Consider the following 26,335-nt stretch of genomic DNA (forward strand, 5'->3'; position numbering starts at 1 on the left):
GGAGCAGCAGGAATCCTGAAATAAAACAGCCCCTGCGCCATTGGCGCAGGGGCTGTTTTCAGAGCCAACGGAAGGGCTTAGTGTTGGATTACCACTTTGCGGGTGATGGTCTGGTCATGGATTGAAACCTGCAGGATGTATACTCCTTTCGGCGCATGCTCCAGACTCACCTGACGCTCATAATTACCGGAGAAGTTCTCCTGCGTGTCTTCCAGCAATACCTGCCCCACTGCGTTCACAAGGCGGACACTCACTTTGCCCGCTTCTTCAGTAGCAAAGCTGATGGTGAACCTGCCCGTGTTCGGGTTAGGGTATGCCTTCAGGCTGATGCCTCCTTCTGCCGACTGAGCGCTGAGCAAGGTGCTGGTAGAATTTTGGTTAGACATAGGTATAGCCGCCGCTGACGCAGATGTGGCAAAGCAGCCATTCGCGTCTGTCACGGTGACGGTATAGAGGTGGTCACCAGGGCGTACGGAGATAGCGGCTTTCGTTTCCCCGTTGCTCCAGAGGTACCTATACCCTTTGCCAGCCGGTGAGGCCGTCAAGGTTACGAATCCGAGTCTGTTTACCTGGGAAACTGAGATGGCCGCTTTAGGCAGTTCGTTCACCGTAACGGTAACCGCTTCGGTGTATACCTCGCTGCAGCCACCGTTCTGTACCAGAGCGCGGTAGCGGGTGGTTTGTGTCAGGTTCAGGAACTGCAGGGCAGTAGCTGCGCCGTCAACAGTTGACCAGATCGTGCCATCTTCGGAGACTTCCCATCTCACTACGTTGCCTGTCTGGCCGCTGAGGCTAATGGTGCCGCTGTTGCTGCCATAGCATACAGAAGCAGCGCTGGTATTCAGCGTTCCGGCAACAGTCACAGGCGTCACCGTTACAGGTACAGCCACGCGAGGTGCCGTGTTGCAGCTGGCGGCGCTCACCTGCCAGTCATACAGGTAGTAGTAGAAGCTGGTTGGAGCACTCTGGTTGTTACCTGTGATGCTCGCTATACCTGGCAATGTGTAAGGGTACGGCGATGAGTTAGCAAAATTATTACGGAATGCTGTCGCGCCATCTGCAAAGGCAGCCTGTATACCGTAATTCTTACCTGCGGCTGGTATGAGCAGGTTCAGGTCATACTCTTTCACGCCCGGTGTTACGTCTATTGTAGTTGTGGTTATAATGCTATTGCTGAGGTCTTTATCCAGTATGAAGATTCTCATAGTGCCAGCTGAGCCAACGTTGATAGTCGCTTTTTCCAGCACAAATGGTACCTGTGCATCAAAGAACATTCTGCCTCCCGTTGTAGAATAGCCGCCGCTCACGCTGTGGTTCTTAGAACCCAGGTTGCCGATTGTCTCATTGCTGGCCGTTACAAAGTAGTTGGTGCTCTGCGTTAGGGTAGGAGTCGTGAAGGAATCTCCAATGTGCAGCAGTTTGCCATCAGTGGCTGCGTCGAACCAGTAGAGCTTTCCAACATTGGTCTGGGCAGCCAAAGAAGCACTACCGCTGGTGCCGCAAATCTCAGCACCCGGAGCTGTCACCTGAGCCAGTTCATTGTTCACTGCAACAGGCGTAGCGGTGATGGTGCCACACGGAGTCGTCACAGTCACGGTATAGCTGCCGCTTACAGTGGCTGGGTATGTAGCCGCAGTCGCATTTGCTATTGGTGCACCGTCCTTCACCCACTGATACGAGAAGCCGGCATTTTGCTCAGCTGTTTCAGCACGAAGCTCCAGCGAGAAAGCATCGCCAGGGCAGGTGCCGAGGGCAAAGTTCTTGCTGATGGTCACCGCCGTTGGCGGAAGCGGATTCACTTTAACCGCCACGGCCTCTGATGTCTGAGGACATCCGTTGGCGGCAGTCACGGTCACGGTATAGCTGCCGGATACGGTGGCTGCATAAGAGGCAGCCGTCGCGTTCCCAATCACTTCTCCGTCTTTGTGCCAGGTATAGCTTAGGTTGGTTCCGGTGTTGGCGTTCAGCAACACAGAGCCGCCCACACAGAACTCTGTTGGGCCAGCCGGTGTGATTTTGGCCACAGTCGCCGGTGCAGTGGTCGTGGTAACGGCCACTCTTGGGCTGGCGCATCCCAGTGCCTTCACCTTCAGGTTGTACAGGAAGTAGTAGAAAGCCGATGGTGTGCCACCATTGTTGCCTGTGATGGACACCACATTCGGTATGGTCAGTGGGTATGCGGCAGAGTTGGTCGTGTTGTTACGATAGGCTGTCGCGCCACCACCGAAAGCCGATACCAATAGGGTATAGTTCTTACCCGCGGCAGGCACTGGCAGGTTCAGGATGTACTCATTCACGCCAGGAACCACTGTGATGACCGTGCTGGCGATGACATTGCCACTCAAGTCCTTGTCCAGCAGGTCTACGGTCATGGTGCCACCGGTGCCCACGTTGATGGTGGCCTTTTCCAGGATGAACGGCACCTCAGCATCGAAGAACATTCTGCCGTTGCTGAAGTTAGACATCGCACCGCCAGAGGTATAACTGGCAGAAGGTATGGTGCCTGCGAATTCGTTCGCTGCGGCATAATAGGTCTTGTTTGTGCTGCCACTGGCCACGAGGGCATCGTTTCCGACAGCCACCAGGTTCCCGCCTGTTATTGCATCATACCAGAAAACAGTACCATTGGCGGTAGCCTGCAATACCGTAGGACCATCGCCACATACCGTGGCCGTCGCCACAGGGGCAGCCGATACATCACTCGTAGAAAGCTCTTTCACGAGTTGGTTATTGCCCGTGTTCAGGTCACCTGCCAGCGCCGTGGCGGCAGTGAAGGTATAGGTGGTGTTGGCGTCTGCGCTGAACGTGCCGGGCAGGTAGAAGCTGGCATCGCTGTTGGAGCTTAGCGCAGCGGCATACGTGCCGGAAAGCGTCGTCATTTGACCATTGCCATTGCGGACGTTCACTGTCACTGGGATGTTGCTCTGCGTGGCCGTGCCGTAGTTGCGGATAACCACCTGCACATTCTGGTTCGGGTTGGCGCAGAAGCCCTGCGTTGGGAACATTACGGCTGTGATGCCCACATCTTTGCTCGATGCCAGGAACTTCACTCTGTAGTCGTGCGTCTCGCCCTTGCCATAAGTGCCGCAGGCGCTTATCTCGTCCGGGTTGGAAGTTTCTACCAGTACCACGCGCATACGGCCGATGTTGCCTTCCGCCACATGCGTTGGCACTGCTACCGTGGAAGTATAGGTGCCTGTGCTGTTCATCACATCTGTAGTCGCCACCAGTTCGCCGGCGTCGTCAAAGTCAGCATCGTTGTTCCAGTCAATGAAAACCTTCGCGATTTTGGCGTTATCAGCACCACAGGTTCCCAGGCTAAGGCTCAACGGCACCGTCTGTCCAATCTCCAGGTTAGCAGTCAGGTTGGTGTAGTCTCCGAAGGCGCTGCAGCCGGTGGCCGGGGTGTTGTTCAGGGCACCCAGTGAGAAGTTGGTGATTTTGGAATCAGCGTCAGAAAGCGCATTGGAAGCACAATAAGCCGAGCCACCAATGCCACTCACCAGCAGCGAGTAAGCCTGCGGGCCTTTTGCAAGGGTGCCCTTGTGGCGGATGGTGATGGTGTAGTTCTCACCAGGTATGGCGTTGGCGATGTACACCTGCTCCACGTTGTCGCGGAAGTTGTCGCCGAAGCTGGCGGCCAGTGCAGGGTTGGCAGGGTCCAGCACCCAAGGCAGGAACGTCGTCATGCCTTTGGATACGCGCACGTCCAGGTCGTTCACCAGGCGCGGCGTGCGGTTGTTCAGGGCGGAAGGGCCCACAGGAATCACCTGTCCCTCTACGTCTGTCCAGGCGATGGTCACCACCAGCGGGCCTGCGCCCGAAGCCGTCACATTGAAGGTATAGGTCTCGCCCTGCGCCAGCGTACGCTCGTTAATCAGGTTATTGGCGGAGTTCGAAATGGCCCTGGCGGCTTTTTCGGTGTTCAGCAATCCCCAGCCATACACATAATCCGGACCAGGCGTAGAGCCTGCCTCATCAGCCGTATGGATAGCCAGGCCCTTGAGCGTAGCTGCGCGTATGAACTCGCCGAAAATGTTGTGATAATGTTCCTGCAGCAGGTTCAGGGAACCCGACACGTTAGGCGCTGACATGGACGTGCCGTTGTAAGAAGAATAGGCATCATCCGCCGTTCCGATAGAGGACAGCAAAGCTACGCCATTGCCTACGATGTCCGGCTTGATACGGCCATCATCGGTTGGACCCCAGGAGCTGAAAGCGGAAATCTTGACATCAGCCGGCGTTTTATAACCGTTGGCGATGGGCTCCACCGCACCCACTGTCAGGATGTTTTTGGCGTTGCCGTAAGTAGAGATGATGTCGTAGCCGCCGTTGCTGTTGAGGCCAGCCGGTCGGTTTTCGAGCACCCAGGAGCCGCCTGTGCTCATCTTCCAGTAAGGCTGGCCAACTGCCGGGCCGTTCTGGTTGCGGTTGTTGCCCGATGATTTCACCATCAGGTAGTAAGGCGCACTATAGGCAATCTGGTCCCACTGCTGGGCAGCCGAGTTATAGTAGCCGAAGTTGTAGTCTTCGGTAGCGCTCACGTTCGGGTTGGCGCGGAACTCCCAGAAGGGGTTGGTGGCTGTGCCTGCACGGCTTGTGTTGTTATACCAGCCGGCGATGGTGCCGTAGGAGTGGTTCGAAATCAGGAGCTCAGGGGCGGCAGCGGTCATCTCAGGGGCATCGTTGCTGAAGTCCCAAGCCTGCAGGTCCTTCGCGCCGAATGACATACCCTTGGCCAATGGGTTCACACCGGAGGCCACCATGGTACCGGATACGTGTACAGCGTGGTCACTGATGGTAGGAGAGACGTCGCGCTGCTTCACCCTGCCTACCAGTTCCTGGTGGGAGAGCCTTACGGCGCCACCATCCCATACACCCAATTTGCCTCGCATGGCATCGCTGCCGCCGCTCAGGTTGAAGCCTGTGCTGCCGCCCGGCCATACCTGGTCTGTTTTCACAGAGGCTGCTGCGCGGGTGTTGTTTTCGGTGATGTAGTGAATGGGAAAGCCATTGTCATCCACGCCTTCCAGCGAGATGACGGTTCCGTCCTGCTGCACCTGTTTCACTACCCAGTTCTTCTGCTGGGCGAGCTGCAGGGCGCGCTCTTTATTTGCCTTGGCTTTGGGGGCCATCTCGTTGTACAGCCTTTGCAAAGCGGCTCTGTCGGTGGCCCTTTCCTGCCCCCTGGCACTGGCGTTGGGGTTTTGTGCAAGCACAGGTGCCGCGGCCATGCATAGGATAGCCGCTGACATGGTCAGAAATCTTCTCTTCATACGACTATAGGATTATGATAGAGAAGAAGAGTTAGATGAACCAGTGGAGACGCCGGTCCTATTGGTTTGCCATTGCGAACCAGATGGGTTTCCTGCTGCAGGTAGCAGCAAGGGAGAAACGTTTTTGCACAGGACGCCTTGCCCTGCTAGGTAGTAGTAGAGTTGTTTCATTGCAATTAATGAAGATGTGGTTTGGGATTAATCTGTTCGCTCGCTTCGGTTGAGCTCCTTAAAGCTAATGCAGAATTCACAAATTTATGCTATTGTTACACCCCCTACGCGAAAATATATTTTCGTAACAGGCTAAAAACCTGCGTAGCGCGAATTTTTAAGGGTTGAGCTGCATAAAAAAATTGCACTGAATACTGCTGTCTCACGATTGGTGTTTAAACATGATAGATGCCAGTCTTAATATTGTACTATTTATATGTTGCTATGTAGAGTAAGCAGTATGATTTATAATAAAAAAGCCCCTGCTTAGGGCAGGGGCTTTTTGTGCGAATAAAGTGTTGGGTTTCCTATTTGGCTCTGTTCACAATGAACACTCCGGCCAGTATGATGACCATGCCGATGTAGTGCCACAGGTGGATGGCCTCTCCATCGAGCACGCCCCACATCAGCGCCACGATAGGTATAAGGTAAGTAGAGGAACTGGCAAAGAGCGTGGTGGACATATGGATGAGTTTGTTGAAGAGCACCAGACCCACCGCTGTGCTGAAGACAGCCAGAATCGCGATGTACATAAAGGCCTCCCATGCGCCGGGCGCATGCTGCAGCTTCGGCACCACGTCGGTCATGAACATATACACGATGGCCAATGGCCCTACGGTGAGCAGGGCCATGCTCGACATCACCAGTGGCTTCATGCCCTGCAGGCGGTGCTTGATGATGTTCACGCTGCCGCCATAGCAAATTGTCGCGATGACGATGTAGATGCCATAGAAGGTGTTGTCCATGTTGGTGTCGCCGCCGGAGAAGATGAGCACGGCAGTGCCCACTATACCTATCAGGATGCCGAGCATGCGCATCCAGGTGATGGCCTGCTGAAAGAACATGGCCCCAACCAGCAGCGTGAACAGCGCCGTGAGCGAGTTGAGCACACCGGCCAGTCCGCTGGCTAGACGCGTCTCGGCGTAGGCGAACAGGAAAGCCGGCAGCAGGTTGCCCAGCAGGCCGCTTCCCAGCAGGTACTTCCAGCGGTGCGGCTCCACTTCTCTTATGTGCTTGATGGCAAAAGGGGCGAGTGTCAGAAAGGCGATGGCGATGCGGATGGCTCCCAGCTCGTTGGAACTGAAGACCACGAGTCCTTTCTTTATCAGGATGAAGGACGTGCCCCAGATGAGGGCCAGTATGATGAGCAGGAACCAAGCCAATGCCGGCGTTCCTGTCTTCTCCTGTGCGGGAGTAGTTATTGTTTTGATAAGCTAGAAAGGTTAGAAGTTAAATGGTAAGCGAAGCAGTCATGTCGTAGAGTCAAAGTACTGAAAGCTTGAAAGCCATCTGCAAATATAAAAGGAGTTGGAACATCAAGCATGTATAGCTGACTCTCCAACTCCCAATCTTTTTAAATCTCTAACTCCTAAACTCCGACATAGCTCATGTTTTGGGCTATCTCCTCAAGCGTGTCGTAAATCTCGTTGATGTCTTCGGACTGCACCAGTTTCATGCGCAGCGGCTTGAAATGCGACAGACCCCGGAAGTAGTTGGTGTAGTGGCGGCGCATCTCAAAGATGCCCAGCTTCTCACCCTTCCATTCCAGCGAGTGCGTGAAGTGCTGCCGGCATACCTCCACGCGCTCCTCCAGAGTAGGCGGTGCGAGCAACTCACCGGTGGCCATGTAGTGCTTCACCTCGTTGAAAATCCAGGGGTGCCCGATGGAGGCGCGGCCAATCATAATGCCGTCCACGCCATACCTGTTGCGGTACTCCAGCGCCTTCTGCGGCGTGTCGATGTCGCCGTTGCCGAAAATAGGGATGTGCATGCGCGGGTTGTTCTTTACCTCCGCAATCAGGCTCCAGTCGGCTTCGCCTTTGTACATCTGTACGCGGGTGCGACCGTGTATGCTCAGCGCCTTGATACCGATGTCCTGCAGACGTTCGGCGGTCTCCACAATATACTTGGTGTTCTCGTCCCAGCCCAGGCGCGTCTTCACGGTCACGGGCAGGTCGACAGCCTTCACAATCTCTTCAGTCATCTTCACCATCTTGGGCACGTCGCGCAGCAAGGCGGCGCCGGCACCCTTGCAGGCCACGTTCTTGACAGGGCAGCCGTAGTTGATGTCTATCAGGTCAGGGCCGGCCTGTGCCGACACGATGGCGGCTTCGCGCATCGAGTCGATGTCGGAGCCGAATATCTGGATGCCGATGGGCCGCTCGTAGTCAAAGATGTCGAGTTTTTGCACACTTTTGGCGGCATCACGTATCAGACCCTCAGAGGAAATGAACTCGGTATACATGAGGTCGGCTCCGTTGGCTTTGCACACTTTCCGGAACGGCGGGTCGCTCACGTCCTCCATTGGGGCCAGCAGCAGCGGAAACTCTCCCAGTTCTATGTTCGCTATCTTTACCAAAGCAAAAGTTAAATTTTCACGTAAATTTACGTCAATTAAACCTAATCTTCTCTATGAAAGGTTTCATCTCCAAAGGCCAACACCCGTTTTTTATCCTGTTGCTGCTGCTGGCTTTCATGCTGGGCGGCTACTTTGTGGCCAGCTTCCTATACCTGGTGCTGGTGAACGCGGTGTTCGGAATTGGGATTGCTGACCTGACCAGCCTGCTAGCCGACCCAACGGAACACCCCGAGGGCGCCGACGCCCTGCTGCTTTTCCAGGGACTGGTGCAGTTCTTCTCGTTCGTGGTGGGACCGCTGCTGATGATTCGGTTGATGGGCTATACCACACCTGATTTCCTGAACTGGAAGAAACTGCCTGTGCCGGCGCTGCTGCTTTTAGCGGGGCTGCTGGTTATTTTCATCATGCCGGCCAACTCGCTCATCATCAACTGGAACGCCAAGCTGAGCCTCCCCGATTTCATGCAAGGCTTTGAGCAGTGGGCGCGCGCCAAGGAAGACGAACTGGCGGAGCTGACCAAGCTGATAGCTAACTTCGGGACAGTGCCACGCCTGCTGATGGGCCTGGTAGTGATTGCGGTTATACCTGCCATAGGGGAGGAACTGGTGTTTCGGGGCATCCTGCAGCGTCAGGTGCACCGCTGGTCCGGCAGCGCGCACGTGGCCGTGTGGGTGGCGGCCATCATCTTTGCGGCCATCCACGTGCAGTTCTTTGGCTTCGTGCCCCGCGCTTTGTTGGGCGCCTTGTTCGGGTACCTATACCTGTGGTCTGGCAACATCTGGGTGCCCATTGTGGCGCACTTCTTCAACAATGGCTTCACGGTGTTCCTGCTATACCTGCAGCAGAGCAAGGCCATTGACTACAACGTGGAGTCGACGGAGCCGATGCCCATCTACACAATTGTGCTGTCGCTGGTGCTGAGTGCTGCCGTAATCTATTACCTTTACAAGCAGTTCATGCAGACGCCCACACGAGAAGCCAGTATAGCCCAGGCCGCTGAAGAACGACAAAACCACTAACCTAGAAGAGCTTTCCGGTACCACAGGCCGGCCATGTACGCACCACCAGATGAGCAAGAACATAAGCGCCCTTAGTAATTTACAGCAACGCATGATTGTCGGGGTATTGGGGGCCGGCCTCTTTGTGGGCAGCATACTTTTCAGTGAGTGGACGTTCTTCCTGCTCTTCCTGGCGCTCACGCTGCTGGGCACGCTGGAGTTTTACAAGCTATCGGGCGCACAAGGTATAAAACCGAACAAAGTCTGGGGGCTTGTACTAGCCGCAGGCATTTTCATCTCCATATTCCTGATACAGAAGGACCTGATGCCAATCGAGCTGCTATACCTGGCGGCGCCGGCCATCATCTTCACATTCGTGCTGGAGCTGTACCGCAAAGAGCCGCAGCCCTTCACCAACGTGGCTTTCACGCTGCTGGGCGTGCTGTACATCGCCGTGCCGTTCGGGCTGCTGCAACTGATGGGCTACCTGCAGGGCGACTACCAGTGGGAACCCATCCTCGGGCTGATGCTCCTGATATGGTCTGCCGACACCGGCGCCTACATTGCGGGAAAGAACTTTGGGCGGAACAAGCTGCTGGAGCGCGTGTCGCCGGGCAAGACCTGGGAAGGCTGGGTAGGCGGCACGCTGCTGGCCATTGTGGTAGGCTGGGGCCTGGGGCTGTTCTTTCAGGACCTGGAGCAGTACCAGTGGATAGGAGTAGCCATCCTCGTGTCCATTTTCGGGGTGCTGGGCGATTTGGTGGAGTCACTGCTCAAGCGCAGCCTCGGCGTGAAGGACTCAGGCACGCTGCTGCCCGGTCACGGGGGCATCCTGGACCGCTTCGACAGCCTCATCATGGCCATTCCCTTCATTGTAGCATTCCTCAAGATTTTCTAACTATTCGTGACTGCTTCCTAGGAAGTTGTATGTTTAAATTACATAACTTTACCGCCTAAATTGTTAATCACAGATTAATTCAAAAGGTTAAAATGATGTTATACAAAGAGCCAGCACCGATAAAGGACAGGGAGAACCCATTTGAGTCGATGATGTCGCGTTTCAACATCGCGGCAGAGATTTTGGGTTTGGATGAGGAGGTTTACAACGTCCTCAAAACGCCGACACGACAAGTGATTGTGAACGTGCCCGTGACCATGGACGACGGCAAAGTGCGCGTGTTTGAAGGATACCGGGTGATTCACTCCACTATCCTGGGCCCTTCTAAAGGCGGTATCCGCTTCGCTCCGGATGTGTTCCTGGACGAGGTGAAGGCGCTGGCCGCCTGGATGACCTGGAAGTGCGCCGTGGTGGACATTCCGTACGGTGGTGCCAAAGGCGGTGTCATCTGTGACCCTTTCTCGATGTCTGCCGGTGAGATGGAGCGTCTGACCAGAGCCTATACCCAGGCGCTGGTGGATACCTTCGGCCCGGACCAGGACATACCTGCGCCTGACATGGGCACCGGTCCGCGCGAGATGGCCTGGCTGATGGATGAATACTCCAGAATGAAGGGCTCTACCATACATGCCGTGGTAACAGGCAAGCCGCTTGTGCTGGGTGGTTCACTGGGTCGTGTAGAGGCAACCGGCCGTGGTGTGATGGTATCGGCGATGGCCGCTATGGATAAGTTGGGCATGGACCCGGCCAAATCCACGGCAGTGATACAGGGCTTCGGCAACGTGGGCGCTTGGGCCGCCAAACTGATGGCGGAGCGCGGCGTAAAGATTTTGGGTGTGAGCGACGTGAGCGGAGCTTACTGGAACGACAAGGGCATCGACATTGAAGAGGCCATTGAATATAAAAACAACAACAAAGGACGATTGGAGGGCTACAAGAACGCCGAGAAAATCAGCAACGACGAGCTGCTGGTTTCCAAAGTGGACGTGCTGGTGCCTGCCGCTGTGGAAGACGTAATCACCATTAAGAACGTGGACCAGATACAGGCCCGCCTGATAGTGGAAGGTGCTAACGGACCTACTTCCTACAAAGCCGACAACATCATCAACGAGAAGGGCATCATGGTGGTGCCGGACATCCTGGCTAACTCCGGCGGCGTGACGGTGTCCTACTTTGAGTGGGTGCAGAACCGCATGGGCTTCAAATGGACGCTGGACCGTGTGAATGAACGTGCCGAGCGCATCATGAACGAGTCGTTTGAGCGCGTATACGCCGCCTCGCAGAAGTACAACGTGCCAATGCGTATAGCCGCCTACATCGTGGCTATAGACAAAGTGGCAATGACATACAAGTTCCGCGGTGGTTTCTAAGCTTTTTTTGCTTTAAACTAAAGTTTGCATAATTTTAATGCAGGATAATAGCCCGTCCACGAAACTGGATGGGCTATTATAAGTTATACAGACGCCTGCAGCTTATATTTAACACGGATGAAAATTCACAAGGAAGGAAGAAGGATTTTATTTTTCACATTGCTGATTTTGGTGGTGCTCAACCTGTTGCTCTACCACTTCAATGCAGATAACAATACCTTCAACAAGATTTTCTCCGGTGTTTCAGCAGTGCTCTTCCTGCTCATTTTGCAGTTCTTTCGCAGCCCTTACCGCAACCTGCTCCTGCACGAGGACCTGATTGTGGCGCCTGCCGACGGCAAAGTGGTGGTGATTGAGGAGATTGAGGAGCCGGAGTATTTCAAGGATAAGCGCAAGCAGATTTCCATTTTCATGTCGCCGATTAACGTGCACGTGACGCGCAACCCGGTATCCGGCATCGTGAATTATTTCAAGTATCACCCGGGCAATTACTTTGTGGCCTGGCACCCGAAGTCGAGCACCCAGAACGAGCGCACCACGGTGGTGGTGGAGTCCACGGCAGGGCCGGAGGTGCTGTTCCGCCAGATTGCCGGTGCGATGGCGCGTCGTATTGTCTGGTATGTGAACGAAGGCGATGAAGTGAGCCAGGGCGAGGAGTTCGGCTTCATCAAGTTCGGCTCCCGCGTGGACGTGTTCCTGCCGTTGGATGCGGAAGTGAAAGTAGAGTTGGGACAAAAAACAAAAGGCGGCCAGACCGTTATTGCCCAGCTCAAAACAGCTCCTCCCACACTATTCGGATAAAATTTTTTAAGGTATAGGTATACCTGTACAAATAGTAAAAGGCCGAACCGGAGACTATCTCTGGTTCGGCTTTTTTTGAGCTCATACCTGGAGCACGCCGTCTTGCATTTGCAGTCAGCCCGCTTCAAAGTGATGTCTGAATGTATTACCTTCGTTATAATGAAAAACGTTTACTTCCTGTTTCTCCTGCTTGCGATTACCCTGTCGTCTTGCGAGGAGATGTTTGAGTACCACCCCAACCAAATCAGGCTCAACGGCGATGAGCAGCACCTGACAGCGCACAACCTGGAAAGGCTCAGGAGCCAACAGCCCGGCGACACGCTGCGCCTGTTGGTGATGGGCGACACGCAGCGCTTCTATGACGATGCGGAGGCCTTCGTGGAGAAAGCAAATACCTTTGCCGACATCGACTTTGTGATTCACCAAGGCGATATCTCTGACTTCGGGATGACGCAGGAGTTTCGGTGGGTGCACGACATCATGCGGCGGCTCAAGTGGCCTTACCTGACCGTGATTGGCAACCACGACATGCTGGCCAACGGCCGCAAGGTATACCAGCGCATGTACGGCGACTTCAACTACTCCTTTGTGTATGGGCACACCAAGTTCGTGATGGTGGACACGAACGGCCGCGAGTACAGCTTCAATGGGAAAGTGCCTGACATTGGATGGTTAGGCAGCCAGCTGGTACGGCAGCCGGGTGAGGCCTGGCAACAGGCGATTGTGGTGTCACACATCCCGCCCTATGACGGCGACTTTGACAGGCAACTGGAGCAGCCTTTCCACCAGACGCTGAAAGAGAGCGGGCGGGTGCAGCTCAGCCTGCACGGCCACATCCACAACTGGCGCACCGAGAAGACTTACGACAACACCATCCTCTACCACGCCACCACCACCGTGAAGAAGCGGGAGTTCTCCTATATCAAGGTATGGCGCGACGGATACAACATCAGGAGGATAGCCTATTAACATGCGAACGAAAGCTATATTTCTGATACTCTGCCTACTGCTGTTGGTTCCTTTTCAGGTATACAGCCAGGAGAAGATTCGCTCAACTTACCATGCGAAGGTGCAGTTCGCGGGGCACCTAGGATTTTTGTCGGTAGGAGCTGGCAGGTCTTTCTTCCAGGAGAAACTCGAGACGGACCTGTTCTTAGGCTACTTGCCCGAGAAGATTGGAGGCGACAGGATTTTCACCGCCGCCCTGAAGGCCACCTACGTTCCCTTGAAGCCTATACCTGTCAGGTCGCTGGATTGGCAGCCGCTCCGCACGGGCCTGCAGCTGGGCTATACCTTGGGCAGCGACTACTTCGCTTTTGAGCCGCACGACAAGTACCCCAAGAGCTACTACGGTTTCTCCACAGCGCTTCACCTGTACTACTTCCTGGGTGGCCAGGTTAATTTCACCAGAGTGGAGAAACTGAGCCGTTTTGGGGCCTACTACGAAGTGGGCACCAATGTGGAGTACCTCGTTTCCTACATTCAAAACCCAAAGTACCTGGGGCCAGGCAAGATTTTCAACCTGGCGCTTGGAGTAAGGATGAAGTTGTGAGGCAGGTATAGCGGGCTGCCTTCTTTATCATACCACTTTTTTTTTGTTACTCCGACGACAGGAGGAATCTCATACCTTGCTAGCCGATGTTCAGCGAAGCGTGGACACGACTATTGGTGCGTCACCCATGTAGTTGGCTCACATATCTCACCGCCGGTTCCCGCTGCGCTCGCCCCTGCGATAGTAGCTTAACAGATTCCTCCTATCGTCGGAATGACAGAGACAGATAAAAGTTTAAATGTGAGTAGCGAAGGAAGGTCTTAGTACCAGCTCTCCACCAGCTTCATCAGTTGCTCCAGGTACTGCTGGTCCACTTCGTCGAAGTCGTTGAGCTTGTCGCTGTCCACGTCCAGCACCAGTTTCACCTCGCCTTCTTTCATCACGGGTATCACAATCTCAGATTTGGAGTCGCTGCTGCAGGCGATGTGGCCCGGGAAAGCCTCCACATCCGGTACCAAGATGGTTTCCTGGCGGGAATAGCAGGCGCCGCACACGCCTTTGTGGTATGGGATGCGCGTGCAAGCCACCGGCCCCTGGAACGGCCCCAGTACCAACTGCCCCTCCTTGTTGAAGTACACACCCACCCAGAAGAAGCCCATGCCCTGGCGTAAGGCCGCCATCATGTTCGACAGGTTCGCAATCAAGTCGGTCTCGCCAGTCACCAGTGCTTCTATTTGTGGTATAAGTGCTTTGTATTTCTCCTCCTTGCTGAGGTTTTGGTCTACTATAAGTGATTCAGCCATTGTGTTTCTTGTAAATAAATCGTGTTGAGTGCAGCCGTATGAGAATTCTGGTTTTAGGAGAGTTCAAGTTTCAGAACGGCAGCGCTCTTTGTTATATGGTTATATTTTCGTTTTGGTAGTAGAAAAGCCAATCGGTGCCCAGCTGGTTCACCTCCAGCAGTCGTCCTTGCGCCATCAGGGGAGCCTCCGTGCCTTTCCCTAACACTTTGGTGCTGCTCTTGAAGAGCAGCGCCTCGTCCCAGAGGCTTTCCTTCAACAGGCTCTTGAGCAGATAAGTGCCGCCTTCCACCAGCAGCGACAGCACCTGGCGCTGGTGCAGGTCCTGCATGATTTGCGGAAGAAGAGATTCGTTTTCACGCAGCCGCACATACTGCAGGTTCTCGTGCGTCTGCTCCTTTTTTTGGTAGGTATAGACTACCGTTGGCTGGCTCTTGTCGAAGAGATGCAGGTGGCCGGGCAGTTGCAGCTTCCGGTCTATCACGACGCGCAGCGGGCTCCGGCCGGTCCAGAAGCGGGTATCGAGGCGCGGGTTGTCATGGGCTGCTGTGTGGCTACCAACTAGTATAGCCTGCTCCTCGGAGCGCCATTTGTGCACCAACCTTCTGGACAATGGCCCGCTTATCTGCACCTGCTCAAAGGCAGGCCCCCCAATGAAACCGTCTGCCGACTCGGCCCATTTGAGCAGGAGGTAAGGGCGCTTCTGGGCATGAAAGGTGAAGAAGCGCTTATTCAGCTCCAGCCCCTCGTTCTCTAGCACCCCCACCTTGACCTGAGCCCCAGCCTCAGATAGCTTTTTGATGCCGCGGCCTGCGACCAAGGGGTTTGGGTCGGTGTTGCAGACAACCACATCGCGTACGCCGCTGCTGATGAGCAAATCGGCGCAGGGGGGCGTTTTGCCGAAGTGGGAGCAGGGCTCAAGTGTCACGTATACCCGGCTTTTGGGTAGCAGGCTTTTGTCCTCCACGCTGGCAATGGCATTCACCTCCGCGTGCGGCCCTCCGTAGGCCCTGTGCCAACCTTCGCCGATGATGCGGTTCCCGTGCACCACCACGCAGCCCACCATTGGGTTGGGGCTGGTATAGCCGCTGCCCAGCTTAGCCAGCTCCAGGGCGCGCCGCATGTAGAGTTCGTCGCTCAAGTTTGAGAGTTTAGGAATTAGCGCATCAACCTTTCCGGTGGGGAAGCAGTCATTCAACGGTAGCTAATACGCAATAAAACTTTACTTTTGCAAAGGTACCCAATTTCACAAAACATTTATACCTGTGGCCACCATCCAAGAGCTCAGTCAGTACATCCGCTCCACCATACAAAGCGCTTATCCGGAACCGGAAGCTGGCAGCATCGCGCAGTTAGTGCTGGAGCATGTGCTTCAGAAGTCGCGGGTGCAGCTGAGCCTGGGGAGGCAGGAGGAGGTGAGCGCAGCACAGGAGCAGCAGGTAAGGCGCATGGTGGAGCGGTTGGAGCGGCAGGAGCCGGTACAATATGTGCTGGGCGTGGCCCATTTCTATGGATTGGAACTGGAGGTGGATGAGCGGGTGCTCATTCCGCGCCCGGAGACCGAGGAACTGGTGGACCTGGTGGTGCGTGAGCACCAGGGGAGGCAGTGCCTACGGGTGCTGGACATCTGTACCGGAAGCGGCTGCATACCTTTGGCCCTGGCCGCCAACCTGCAGCCAGACAAGGTATATGGACTGGAGCTGTCGGAAGGGGCGCTGGAAGTGGCCCGTGCCAATGCCGCCAGGTATAGCCTGCCGGTAGAGTGGCTGCAGCAGGATGTGTTTGAACCTATACCAAGTATAGTGCCGCACTCGTTAGATATCATCACGAGCAACCCGCCGTATGTGCTGGAGCAGGAGAAGGCCCAGATGCGGCCCAACGTGCTGGCCTATGAACCGCACCTGGCGCTCTTCGTGCCCAATACCGACCCGCTGAAATACTACCGCCGAATAGCGGGACTTGGGGCAGGACTATTGAAAAAAGGGGGCAGGCTTTACTTCGAAATTAACGAGCAGTACGGGCAGGAGGTGCGGCAACTGTTGCTAGAGGCGGGTTTTCAGCAGGCTGAGGTGGTGCAGGATTTGTTCAACAAAAACAGAATCGTGAAAGCCGCTTTGTAACACCTCGCTATACCTGGATTCCACAATTTAATTATAATTTTGTAGAGGGTAGGGGGTGCTGAAACGGCATTAAGCAAAGGTATAGCTTCGGGCAGGTATAGCCGACCCAAAAATATAACAGCTCATGATGCCGGGGCATCATGTCATGAAAAAGAATCAACAAGATTGAAGGCAAATCAAATGAAGAAGATACTAGTAACAGGCGGAGCCGGATACATCGGTTCGCACACAGTGGTGGAATTGACTGAGGCAGGCTATGAGCCTATCATCGTCGACAACTTCTCCAACTCAGAGGAGCGGGCGCTGGAGGGCATTGCGTCCATCTTGGGCCATGAGGTGACCTGCTACCGCACGGACTGCAACGACGCAGCCGCTTTGACCGATGTATTTGAAAAGGAACAAGGTATAGCCGGCGTCATTCACTTCGCAGCCTACAAGGCGGTGGGGGAGTCGGTAGCTGAGCCTATCAAATACTACCACAACAACATCGGCTCCCTGACAACGCTGCTGCAGGTGATGGAGAAGTTCCAGGTAAACAAACTCGTGTTCTCCTCGTCCTGCACGGTATACGGCATACCTGACCAACTGCCCGTGACGGAGCTGACGCCGGTGCAGAAAGCCAACTCCCCTTATGGCAACACGAAGAAAATTTGTGAGGAGATTCTGACTGACTTAGCCGTGAGCGGAAGCGACATGCGTAGCATTGCCTTGCGCTACTTCAACCCGATTGGTGCTCATCCTTCTGCCAAGATTGGGGAATTGCCCCTGGGCGTTCCGAATAACCTGGTGCCGTTCATCACGCAGACGGCCGCCGGTATCCGCCAGGAACTCACCATATTCGGAGACGACTACGACACACCCGACGGCACCTGCATCCGTGACTACGTGCATGTGGTAGATTTGGCCAAGGCACACGTTGTGGCCGTGGATAGACTGATATCAGGCAAGGCCGACAACATCGAGTTCTTCAACGTGGGCACGGGCACAGGTAACACCGTACTGGAAGCCGTACAGGCCTTTGAGCGTGCCACCGGCGAGAAGCTGAACTATAAAATAGGTCCCCGCCGCCCGGGCGACGTGCCCAAGATATACGCCGACGTGACCAAAGCCACAGAAGTATTGGGTTTCAAGACCACCAGCACCCTGGAGGAGGCGATGCAAAGCGCTTGGGATTGGCAAATGCACCTACAGCAAACTTCATCCAAGGCCTAAATGAAGCTGTTAATAACGGGCGGGGAGCATTGACGCACACGCGGTATGGTTCAGTAGCCTATCATTGCCCTATTCCCAAGTATTTAAAAAGCTATCCAGAAAGCTGCCCGTGCCGAAGCGCATAGGCAGCTTTCTTTTGGCTATACCTATGGTTTAGAACACAAAGCCTAGCAGAAAGCCGGAGAGGATGATGATGGGGGCTGGTATGCGTGTGAAGAGCAGCAGGCAGAAAGTAGCCACCACAATCCCGAAGTTCAGTGGCGTATTGTCGATGGGATGGTAGAGCATGATGGCGGCCGCCACTACCATACCTGAACTGACCGCGCTTATACCTTCCAGCGAGGCCCGCACCACCCGGTACTTTTTCAAATCATCCCAAAAGCGGATGACGAAGAATATGAGGAACGTGCCAGGTAGGAATATACCAACGGTGGCCACAAAAGAGCCAAGCAGCTGCCCCCATACCCCATGCTCGCGCATCGCCAGGCTCCCGATGTAAGAGCAAAATGAAAAAACCGGCCCAGGCAGCGCCTGCACAATGGCGAAGCCCGAAAGGAACTCCTCGGCCGTCAGGTAGCGCTTGAAGTCTACAAACTCCGTGAACATGAGCGGGATGAGCACCTGTCCGCCGCCAAACACCAGACTGCCGTTCCGGTAGAAGTTCTCGAACAGCCTGACAGGGAGGGACGAAGTGGTGGCACCCACCACCGCTGCTACAATAAGAACCCCCACAAACAGCACGAAATTGGCCCATTGTATATTCAGCTTCTTGTCTTTCTCCTGTGGGTGCTGCCTGAAGCGTAGGGCAGTGATAGCGCCACCCGCCAGCAGCAGGAGCGGGTATACCCAAGGTGAATGGAAGAAGTAGGCCAGGATACCGGCAACCACCATGATGCCCACAGCCAGTTTGGTATGCACCACCTTGGAACTGATGGCATAAGCCGCATAGGCCACAAAACCTACCGCCATAGGCTGGATGAACCGCAGGAACTGCAGCGAAACGTTGTTCTCCTGGAGATAGGATATACCAAGGGCCGCCGCCGCCATAAAGCTGGAAGCAGGCAGCAGCCACACCAGCAGTGTGAGGTAAGCCAGGTTAGGCCCTCCAATGCGGAAGCCGATAGCCGTGATGGTTTGGGTGGAGGTGGGGCCTGGTAGAATCTGGCAAAGGGCGTTCAGCTCTATCAGTTCCTGTTCGGTGAGGTAGCGACGCTTTTCAACGAGCAGCTTGAACATGTGCGCGATGTGTGCCTGAGGCCCCCCGAACGCGGTAAGCGCAAGAAGCAAAACGTCTTTCAGGAAGATGTAGTAGCGCAGGCTCATAGCGGGTAAAAATAAAAAAAGAGAGACAGCCTATAACTATCTCTCTTTTAAATATTTCAAAATATTTATACTTACGCTTTCTTGAGGCCAAGTTCAATCAGGCGCTCCGTCAGGTATTCGCCGGCAGTTGCGTCTGGGTAGGCTTTCGGATTCTGTGCGTCTATACAGCTCTCCAGGCAGGTCAGGTCCATCTCGGAACGCGGGTGCATGAAGAAGGGGATAGAGTAGCGGGAGGTATGCATCAGCTCACGCGGCGGGTTCACCACGCGGTGGATGGTAGACTTCAACTTGTTGTTAGTCAGGCGTGCCAGCATGTCTCCCACGTTCACCACCACCTGCTCTGGAAGTGCCGTAATCGGAATCCACTGGCCGTCGCGGCGAAGCACCTGCAGGCCGTCGGCGCTGGCTCCCATCAGCAGCGTGATGAGGTTGATGTCGCCGTGTTCAGCGGCGCGCACGGCATCAGCCGGCACGCTGTCCGGGTCTTCGATGGGGAAGTAGTGGATAGGACGCAGGATGCTGTTGCCGTATTTCACTTTCTCATCGAAGTAGTTCTCTGGCAGCTCCAGGTGGAGTGCAATGGCACGCAGCACCTGTTTGCCGGCAGCTTCCAGCTTGCGGTAGGCCTCCAGTGTCGTCTCCTGCATCTCAGGCACCTCCGCTGGCCATATGTTGGCCGGGTACTCTTCTTTGATGGGGTCGTTGTCAGGTATATCGCTCAGTTCCTGGCCTACATGGTAGAACTCCTTCAGGTCACCGGTGTTAAAGCCTTTCGCCTTCTCCTTGCCTTTGCCTACATAACCGCGCTGACCCGCCAGTTCCGGGTTCTCGTATTGCTGCTTCACCTCGTCAGGCAAGGCGAAGAATTTTTTCACGGCTGCGTATAGCCTTTCAGTCAGGTCGTCGCTCAGCCCGTGGTTTTTCAAGGCGATGAAGCCGATGTTCTGGTACGCCTCTCCCAACTGCTGCACAAAACGCGCCCTTCGCCCCTCATCTCCTGATGTAAAATCAGCTAAGTCCAATGAAGGCACTTCATCAAACAAAATCTCGCTCATATAGTCTTTTCTGTATACTTTTTGTAACTTGTCACGTAGTTCGCAATATACAAAGAAATTCAGTACATTGCTTACAACGCAAATCCAAACAATCCATACATGAAAAAAACATCTTTACTCTTTGCTACAGCGCTACTGTTGGGCTTTACTGCCTGTGATACGGCCCGCCAAACACAAGATGATGACACCCGCATACCTGCCACCACTACACAGACTGGCCCTACGCCTACTGGTGCTGTTATGAGCAACGGCGGCCTGCGCGTATATGCCTTTGATGATTCTCAGAAATACCCTGAATCGCAGTTGGTCCTGCGTACGCCACCTGCCAATGGCGTGGTGCAGCCTGGCCCGGTTGAGTTCGTATATGAGTTGTCCAACTTCCAGCTGACCCGCATGACGCCACACTCCAACTCGGAGCACCTGGCCAACTCTAAAGAGGGGCAGCACATCCACAACATCGTGGACAACGAGCCTTACACGGCGCATTACGAAACCACATTCAACAAAGAGATGGAAGAAGGTGACCACGTGGTGCTTTCCTTCCTTTCCCGCTCTTACCACGAAAGCCTGAAGCACAAGGGTGCCTACGACCTGCGTATGGTTACCGTGGGTAAGCCACAGCAGCGTATGGAGTTCGATTTGAAAGCGCCACACATGTTCTACAGCCGTCCGAAAGGCGAGTACGTAGGCGAAGATGCACGCCGCATCATGCTGGACTTCTACCTGGTGAACACCGACCTGTCAGCCAATGGCAACAAAGTGCGCGCTACTATCAACGGGACGGAGTTCATGCTGGACAAGTGGATGCCGCACATCATAGAAGGCCTGCCAATGGGTGAGACCACCATCAAACTGGAACTGGTGAACAACGCCGGTGCCGTAGTGCCAGGGCCTTACAACTCTGTGACACGCACCATCACCTTGAAAGAAAGCTAAGATTAGCCATACCTGGCAAATCCTGGAAAAGCCCGTGACGCACGTCACGGGCTTTTTGTTTTTGGTATAGTTTTGGCTATATACCTAAAATCTAATGTTTCCAGGCTATACCTTGTGACGCTGCCTAAAATCTGAAATCTTCAACCGCTTCTGTGAAAATGAAAAAACAACTACTCGCTGCCATGGCGGCATTGCTCTTCTTCGCATCGTGCAAAAAAGACGACCCCTTTGCTATACCTGCGCCAGAGTTCACAGTTCCGGATGAGTTCTATACCACGGAAGAGTATGTGACCATTCAAGATGTAAGTCAGGCTGATGCTTATAAATGGGATTTTGGGAATGGCACGACATCCACACACCGAATGCCCGACTCCTTTCGGTACACAAAGCCGGGTAGCTATACTGTAAGGCTTACAACCTACACGGATGGACAAGCTAGTACGGTAGAAAAAGTAGTGAAAGTGGCTCAGTTATATGCCTACGAGGTGCAGCTGCTCAGTTATATCGAAAACTATGCCCTGGAAGGAGGCGATACTGGTGCTCCATCTGAGGGCAATCCGGATGTATACCTGCAGGTGTCGACTTATGCTAACAACGCAGAGCAGGTACTATACAAGAGCGACGTGCGGCGTGGGGTCACAAGGGAGGACCTGCCTCTGACCTTTGCAGTAGACCGCATTCTGCTCGGTGGAGATGAGCCTTCGACATTCAGCCCATTCTTTAAGTTCTTTGACCAGAATGAAGATAAAGCCGATAGATTGATTGCCCACAACATAGTGGCAGGTGGCAGCACTAAGTTTCACCTCGACAAAGAATCAAGAGAAGGCTACTATACCCAACAGCGAGGCAACGACGACTGGGGTTCCCATATCCTAGTGAAGTTCAGGGCAGAGCTTCCATAAAAAAAGCAAGGGCCACCGGTAACGGTGGCCCTTGCTTTTTTAGTTAGGTTTAGTTCTACTCCTTTGGCTTGTTTGGGCCGCCCTGGCCAGGGCTGGCAATAGAGTTGCGCATGTCTGTGTCGGACTGGATGTTCTGCATCTTGTAGTAATCCATGATGCCGAGGTTGCCGCTGCGGAATGCCGCTGCGATGGCCTGCGGAATCTCTACCTCGGCCGCGATTACAGAGGCACGAGCCTCTTGCGCCTTCGCTTTCATTTCCTGTTCTACGGCAACGGCCATGGCGCGGCGCTCCTCGGCTTTCGCCTCGGCCACTTTCAGGTCGGCGCTGGCCTGGTCTATCTGCAGCTTGGCACCGATGTTCTCTCCCACATCAATGTCGGCAATATCGATGGACAGAATCTCGTAGGCCGTACCTGCATCCAGGCCTTTCTGTAGCACCAGTTTCGAAATCATGTCCGGGTTCTCCAATACGCTTTTATGCGATACAGAAGAGCCAATAGACGTTACAATGCCTTCGCCTACACGGGCCAGAATGGTCTCTTCGCCGGCGCCACCCACCAGTTGCATGATGTTGGCGCGCACCGTTACACGGGCTTTGGCGATGAGCTGGATGCCATCCTGCGCCACGGCAGCCACGTTGGGGGTGTTAATCACCTTCGGGTTCACCGAAGTCGTCACCGCCTCGAACACATCGCGTCCTGCCAGGTCAATGGCTGTGGCCTGCTTGAAGGAGAGAGGGATATTGGCTTTGTCAGCTGAGATGAGCGCACGAATCACGTTGGGCACGTTGCCGCCTGCCAGGTAGTGCGTCTCCAGTTCGGTGGTGGTCACGTCTATACCTGCTTTGGTGGCATTAATCATGGAGTTGACGATGAGGCTCGGGGGTACTTTGCGTATGCGCATGAACACTAGCTCCAGCAGTCCTACCTTTACTCCAGAGAAAAGGGCCGTAATCCAGAGGCTGATAGGGACAAAGTACAGGAATATGAACAGCAGGATAATGCCGCCTGCAATCAAAAACAAAACTGAAAAGTTCTCCATGGGTTTGTGTTAGGTGATTTCTTCTACTATGATTTTATTCGCTACTATTTTGATGATGCGTACAGGTGTGTTGGGCGGCAGGAATGTGCCGGCTGTCTGCACCTCATGGCGGCGCTCCTTGAACATTGCCGTTCCTTGTGGGCGCAGCGCTGAGACCGTCTTGCCTTCTTCCCCTACCTCCAGCAGGTGCGGGTGTTCTTCGTTCACCCGACTTTTGATGGTATTCTTCAGCGCGAACCTCGTCCAGGCGTCGGAGCGGAAGCTGTAATAGAAGGCGAGCCCGCTTCCAATCACCGAGGCAGCCAGTATGAGGTGGCCTGTTTCGGTGCCCAGTGCGGCATACCCTATCCAGATGCCCACCGCCACCAGTATGAAACCCAGTATGCCTACAATGGTGACGCCCGGAACGAATATCAGCTCCACGATAATCAATACCAGCCCAATGCCGATTAACAAAATAACCGTAACCCAATCTAGTAGCATAAGCGCCTGTGTGCTTGTATGAGTAAATATAGCGATTTTATGATTGATTTTGACCGAGATATTTTGATTTATACGAATTATACTGCCCGAAAACCAAAAGGGCCATTCCCTTGTCAGGAATGGCCCTTACAGTGAATCAGGCTGGCTCTTGTGCTAGCGTGGCTCTAGTAAGCCTTCGCGAAGTATACCCGTTGTTTCGATGGCTTTCCAGTCAGCATGTCCACGCCGTCCTCTTCCGGTGAGTTGAGGGCGATGCAGCGGATAGTCGCCTTTGTCTCCTCCTTGATGCGCTCCTCCGTCTCCGGGGTGCCGTCCCAGTGGGCCAGCACGAAGCCGCCCTTGGTCTCCAGCACCTGCTTGAACTCCTCATAGCTGTCTACTTTAGTGGTGTTCTCCTCCCGGAAGGTATAGGCTCTGTTGTAGATGTTCTCCTGGATTTCCTCCAGCAATGCCGGAATGTAGGTCGCCAGGCTGTCAAATTGCTGCGTGCTCTTCTCCTTGGTGTCGCGGCGGGCTACTTCGGCTGTGCCGTTTTCTAAATCACGGGCACCAATGGCGATGCGCACCGGCACGCCTTTCAGCTCCCACTCAGCAAACTTGAAGCCTGGGCGCTCCGTATCGCGGTTGTCGAACTTCACGCTGATGCCTTTGGCCTCCAGCTCCTTCTTGAGCTGCAATACCTTCTCACTGATTTGGGCCAGTTGCTCTTCGCCCTTGTATATCGGCACGATGACTACCTGGATAGGAGCCAGCTTCGGAGGCAGCACCAGTCCTTCGTCATCGGAGTGGGCCATTACCAAGGCGCCCATCAGGCGGGTGCTCACACCCCAGGACGTGCCCCATACGTGCTCCAGCCCGCCTTCTTTGGTGGCGAATTTCACATCAAATGCTTTGGCGAAGTTCTGGCCCAGGAAGTGCGAAGTGCCTGCCTGCAGCGCCTTGCCATCCTGCATCAGTCCTTCGATGCAGTAGGTGTCCAGGGCGCCGGCGAAGCGCTCGCTCGGTGTCTTCACCCCGCGAATTACGGGCAGGGCAATGTATTGTTCAGCGAAGGTGGCGTATACCTCCAGCATCTGCTCTGCTTCGGCAACGGCCTCGTCGGAAGTAGCGTGGGCGGTGTGGCCTTCCTGCCACAGGAACTCGGCCGTGCGCAGGAACAGGCGCGTGCGCATCTCCCAGCGCACCACGTTCGCCCATTGGTTGATGAGCAAAGGCAGGTCGCGGTAGCTTTGTATCCAGTTTTTGTAGGTGTTCCAGATAACGGCTTCGGATGTAGGGCGCACCACCAGCTCCTCTTCCAGCTTGGCGGCAGGGTCTACGCGCAGTTTGCCCGGCTTGTCAGGGTCAGCCTGCAGGCGGTAGTGCGTCACCACGGCGCATTCCTTGGCAAAGCCTTCGGCGTTCTGCTCCTCGGCCTCAAACAAGCTCTTGGGTATGAACAGGGGGAAGTAAGCGTTCTCGTGCCCGGTGGCCTTGAACATGTCGTCCAATACGCGTTGCATTTTTTCCCAGATGGCAAAGCCGTACGGTTTGATGACCATGCAGCCGCGGACGGCTGAGTTCTCGGCCAAACCTGCTTTTTTCACCAGTTCGTTATACCATAAGGAGTAGTCTTCGCTTCTTTTTGGTAGCCCTTTGCTCATTTTTAAAAAATAGTTATAGTATATCGGTAATTGTAAATGTTTTTGGAACGGAAATTGCTCTTTAGATAGAAAAGAATTAATATCATTCCAGCCCAAAATTACGTTAATATATTATACTATTGATAAGGTTTTGCGCTATTGTGTTTATATCTTTGATATAGAAGCATTTTACTCATAGAAGGCCATGAAAAATTTGAAAATATACCGCGCAATAGCCCCTGTATTTGCATTATTCGCAGTTGGCTGCAGCAGCCCGATTGCCATGCAGTCTACAGAGTACGATGACATGTATTACAGCTCATCAGACAGAACCGAGTACCTGCAGCCAGAAGCGCAGGCGACTAACCAAGGCAGTGAATCCTATGCCTCCACCGAGGAGGGTGCTGTTAGCTCGCAGTCCTCCAGCAGCAACATCACAGAGAACTATCAGGCCGATGAATACTACGATGGCCGTACCTACCAGCCGCAAGCCACCTGGAATACGCCGAACTACGCGTACGTAGACCCCTACTGGACCTCCAACTATGTAACGCGCTACAATCCTTACATGTCTGCTTACCGCTACGACCCGTTCTACGACCCATTTTATGACCCGTTCTACGACCCATTCTACCGCAGGAGCGGCCTGATGGTGAGCATTGGCCTTGGCTATGGCTACGGCATGGGCGGTTGGGGAAGACCTTATGACCCTTACTTTGGCAGCAGGTGGTGGCCCTATAACAACTACTACAGTGGGTATCACCATGGCTACAATCACGGCTACTACGGCGGCTCGGGCAGGGTCTACTATGATCGCCCTATCGTGGTGAATCCAAGGAAAGTGCAGTACGGCCCTCGCGGTGACCGTAGCGTTGTTCCGGCCACAGGTACTGACCGAGTAAGCGGTCGTCCGGGAAGAACACAGTCTGTGACGGATGAGCAAAGAGCCGTGCAACCAGCTACTGAGTATGCCCGCCCAGACCGAGCCAACTCCAATGTGAGAGGGTCCAACCGAGGCCAGGTCGTGAGCCCTGAAGGCACCAAAGAGGTGCTTCCGGCGAGGCCAGCCACCACCCCACGCGGCTACGACCCGCAGAGCGGGCAGGTAAGGCCATCGAGACAGCAGCCGGCTAATCAGCAGCCTGCACAGCGTATGTCTCCAGCGCAGCGACAGGAAAGAACACAGCCTGTGCAACGCCAGGAACGAATGCAGCAGCCCGTGCAGCGCCAGCCAATCCAGCGCTCGCAGCCGGTGCAGCGCCAGCAGCGCAGCACTACACCCAGCTACGAGCGTCGTGAGAGCAGCCAGCCGGTGAGAAGCTACGAGCCAACAAGAAGTTACGAACCAACCAGAAGCTCCGGTACATACAGCCCTCCGGCCCGCACTAATTCTAATAGTGGAGGCGGCCGTCCGGGAAGGGGCAATAATTAAAAAC

At 54.5% G+C, this 26,335-nt stretch carries 21 protein-coding genes; 11 read left to right on the forward strand and 10 right to left on the reverse strand.

Annotated features, from left to right (window positions below; genetic code table 11):
• Window positions 1-77 precede the first annotated feature (77 nt).
• From B051_RS20730 to dusB, 3 genes are all read right to left on the reverse strand, one after another.
• Window positions 78-5,276, reverse strand: coding sequence for an Ig-like domain-containing protein (locus B051_RS20730; protein ID WP_083919408.1), 5,199 nt, complete (start codon window positions 5,274-5,276; stop codon window positions 78-80).
• Between the two features lie 518 nt (window positions 5,277-5,794).
• Entirely contained in the window at window positions 5,795-6,649 is an 855-nt protein-coding gene (locus B051_RS0101925; RefSeq protein WP_018476487.1) for a DMT family transporter, read from the reverse strand.
• Between the two features lie 206 nt (window positions 6,650-6,855).
• Complete coding sequence (gene dusB, locus B051_RS0101930) at window positions 6,856-7,845, reverse strand: tRNA dihydrouridine synthase DusB (protein WP_018476488.1); 990 nt, start codon at window positions 7,843-7,845, stop codon at window positions 6,856-6,858.
• Between the two features lie 53 nt (window positions 7,846-7,898).
• Here dusB and B051_RS0101935 point away from each other — a divergent pair, with 53 nt between their 5' ends.
• The 6 genes from B051_RS0101935 (at window position 7,899) to B051_RS0101960 (ending at window position 13,464) form a co-directional block, all read left to right on the forward strand.
• A complete protein-coding gene (locus B051_RS0101935) occupies window positions 7,899-8,864 on the forward strand; it encodes a CPBP family intramembrane glutamic endopeptidase (protein WP_018476489.1) in 966 nt (321 codons plus the stop codon).
• Between the two features lie 49 nt (window positions 8,865-8,913).
• Window positions 8,914-9,741 (forward strand): phosphatidate cytidylyltransferase, encoded by an 828-nt coding sequence (locus B051_RS0101940; RefSeq protein ID WP_026236132.1) that lies wholly within the window; start codon window positions 8,914-8,916, stop codon window positions 9,739-9,741.
• Window positions 9,742-9,836: 95 nt separating this feature from the next.
• Window positions 9,837-11,111, forward strand: coding sequence for a Glu/Leu/Phe/Val family dehydrogenase (locus B051_RS0101945; RefSeq protein WP_018476491.1), 1,275 nt, complete (start codon window positions 9,837-9,839; stop codon window positions 11,109-11,111).
• A gap of 117 nt (window positions 11,112-11,228) precedes the next feature.
• A complete protein-coding gene (locus B051_RS0101950) occupies window positions 11,229-11,912 on the forward strand; it encodes a phosphatidylserine decarboxylase family protein (RefSeq protein ID WP_018476492.1) in 684 nt (227 codons plus the stop codon).
• A gap of 159 nt (window positions 11,913-12,071) precedes the next feature.
• The gene (locus tag B051_RS0101955) at window positions 12,072-12,881 is read left to right on the forward strand and encodes a metallophosphoesterase family protein (RefSeq protein ID WP_018476493.1); all 810 of its coding nucleotides are present in this window, start codon (window positions 12,072-12,074) and stop codon (window positions 12,879-12,881) included.
• A 1-nt stretch (window position 12,882) separates the two neighbouring features.
• Window positions 12,883-13,464, forward strand: a complete 582-nt coding sequence (locus B051_RS0101960; protein ID WP_018476494.1) for a hypothetical protein — start codon at window positions 12,883-12,885, stop codon at window positions 13,462-13,464.
• A 260-nt stretch (window positions 13,465-13,724) separates the two neighbouring features.
• On the opposite strand, the gene B051_RS0101965 is transcribed toward B051_RS0101960, so the two are convergent.
• Window positions 13,725-14,207 (reverse strand): GAF domain-containing protein, encoded by a 483-nt coding sequence (locus tag B051_RS0101965; protein ID WP_018476495.1) that lies wholly within the window; start codon window positions 14,205-14,207, stop codon window positions 13,725-13,727.
• A 91-nt stretch (window positions 14,208-14,298) separates the two neighbouring features.
• Entirely contained in the window at window positions 14,299-15,345 is a 1,047-nt protein-coding gene (gene ribD / locus B051_RS0101970; protein WP_018476496.1) for a bifunctional diaminohydroxyphosphoribosylaminopyrimidine deaminase/5-amino-6-(5-phosphoribosylamino)uracil reductase RibD, read from the reverse strand.
• Between the two features lie 124 nt (window positions 15,346-15,469).
• Between ribD and prmC the strand changes: the two genes are divergently transcribed.
• Window positions 15,470-16,324, forward strand: coding sequence for a peptide chain release factor N(5)-glutamine methyltransferase (prmC, locus tag B051_RS0101975; protein WP_018476497.1), 855 nt, complete (start codon window positions 15,470-15,472; stop codon window positions 16,322-16,324).
• A 180-nt stretch (window positions 16,325-16,504) separates the two neighbouring features.
• Window positions 16,505-17,536 carry a UDP-glucose 4-epimerase GalE gene (galE, locus tag B051_RS0101980; protein ID WP_018476498.1) on the forward strand — a complete coding sequence of 344 codons (1,032 nt, stop codon included), beginning with the start codon at window positions 16,505-16,507 and terminating at the stop codon, window positions 17,534-17,536.
• Between the two features lie 153 nt (window positions 17,537-17,689).
• On the opposite strand, the gene chrA is transcribed toward galE, so the two are convergent.
• Both chrA and B051_RS0101990 read right to left on the reverse strand, forming a co-directional pair.
• Window positions 17,690-18,859 carry a chromate efflux transporter gene (gene chrA, locus B051_RS0101985; RefSeq protein ID WP_018476499.1) on the reverse strand — a complete coding sequence of 390 codons (1,170 nt, stop codon included), beginning with the start codon at window positions 18,857-18,859 and terminating at the stop codon, window positions 17,690-17,692.
• A gap of 71 nt (window positions 18,860-18,930) precedes the next feature.
• On the reverse strand, window positions 18,931-19,914 hold the full coding sequence (locus tag B051_RS0101990; protein ID WP_018476500.1) for an isopenicillin N synthase family dioxygenase: 984 nt from the start codon (window positions 19,912-19,914) through the stop codon (window positions 18,931-18,933).
• A 99-nt stretch (window positions 19,915-20,013) separates the two neighbouring features.
• Here B051_RS0101990 and B051_RS0101995 point away from each other — a divergent pair, with 99 nt between their 5' ends.
• Together B051_RS0101995 and B051_RS0102000 are read left to right on the forward strand one after the other, a co-directional pair.
• Window positions 20,014-20,850: a hypothetical protein gene (locus B051_RS0101995; protein WP_018476501.1), complete on the forward strand. Its 837-nt coding sequence runs from the start codon at window positions 20,014-20,016 to the stop codon at window positions 20,848-20,850.
• Window positions 20,851-21,008: 158 nt separating this feature from the next.
• Entirely contained in the window at window positions 21,009-21,752 is a 744-nt protein-coding gene (locus B051_RS0102000) for a PKD domain-containing protein (protein ID WP_018476502.1), read from the forward strand.
• A gap of 55 nt (window positions 21,753-21,807) precedes the next feature.
• Here B051_RS0102000 and floA read toward each other — a convergent pair whose 3' ends face one another.
• From floA to proS, 3 genes are all read right to left on the reverse strand, one after another.
• The gene (gene floA, locus B051_RS0102005; protein WP_018476503.1) at window positions 21,808-22,794 is read right to left on the reverse strand and encodes a flotillin-like protein FloA; all 987 of its coding nucleotides are present in this window, start codon (window positions 22,792-22,794) and stop codon (window positions 21,808-21,810) included.
• A gap of 9 nt (window positions 22,795-22,803) precedes the next feature.
• On the reverse strand, window positions 22,804-23,277 hold the full coding sequence (locus B051_RS0102010) for an NfeD family protein (RefSeq protein WP_018476504.1): 474 nt from the start codon (window positions 23,275-23,277) through the stop codon (window positions 22,804-22,806).
• Window positions 23,278-23,441: 164 nt separating this feature from the next.
• Window positions 23,442-24,920, reverse strand: coding sequence for a proline--tRNA ligase (proS, locus tag B051_RS0102015; protein ID WP_018476505.1), 1,479 nt, complete (start codon window positions 24,918-24,920; stop codon window positions 23,442-23,444).
• A gap of 262 nt (window positions 24,921-25,182) precedes the next feature.
• Between proS and B051_RS0102020 the strand changes: the two genes are divergently transcribed.
• Window positions 25,183-26,331, forward strand: a complete 1,149-nt coding sequence (locus tag B051_RS0102020) for a hypothetical protein (protein WP_245539557.1) — start codon at window positions 25,183-25,185, stop codon at window positions 26,329-26,331.
• Window positions 26,332-26,335: the final 4 nt, after the last annotated feature.

It is taken from the genome of Pontibacter roseus DSM 17521 (assembly GCF_000373265.1).
Lineage (GTDB): Bacteria > Bacteroidota > Bacteroidia > Cytophagales > Hymenobacteraceae > Pontibacter > Pontibacter roseus.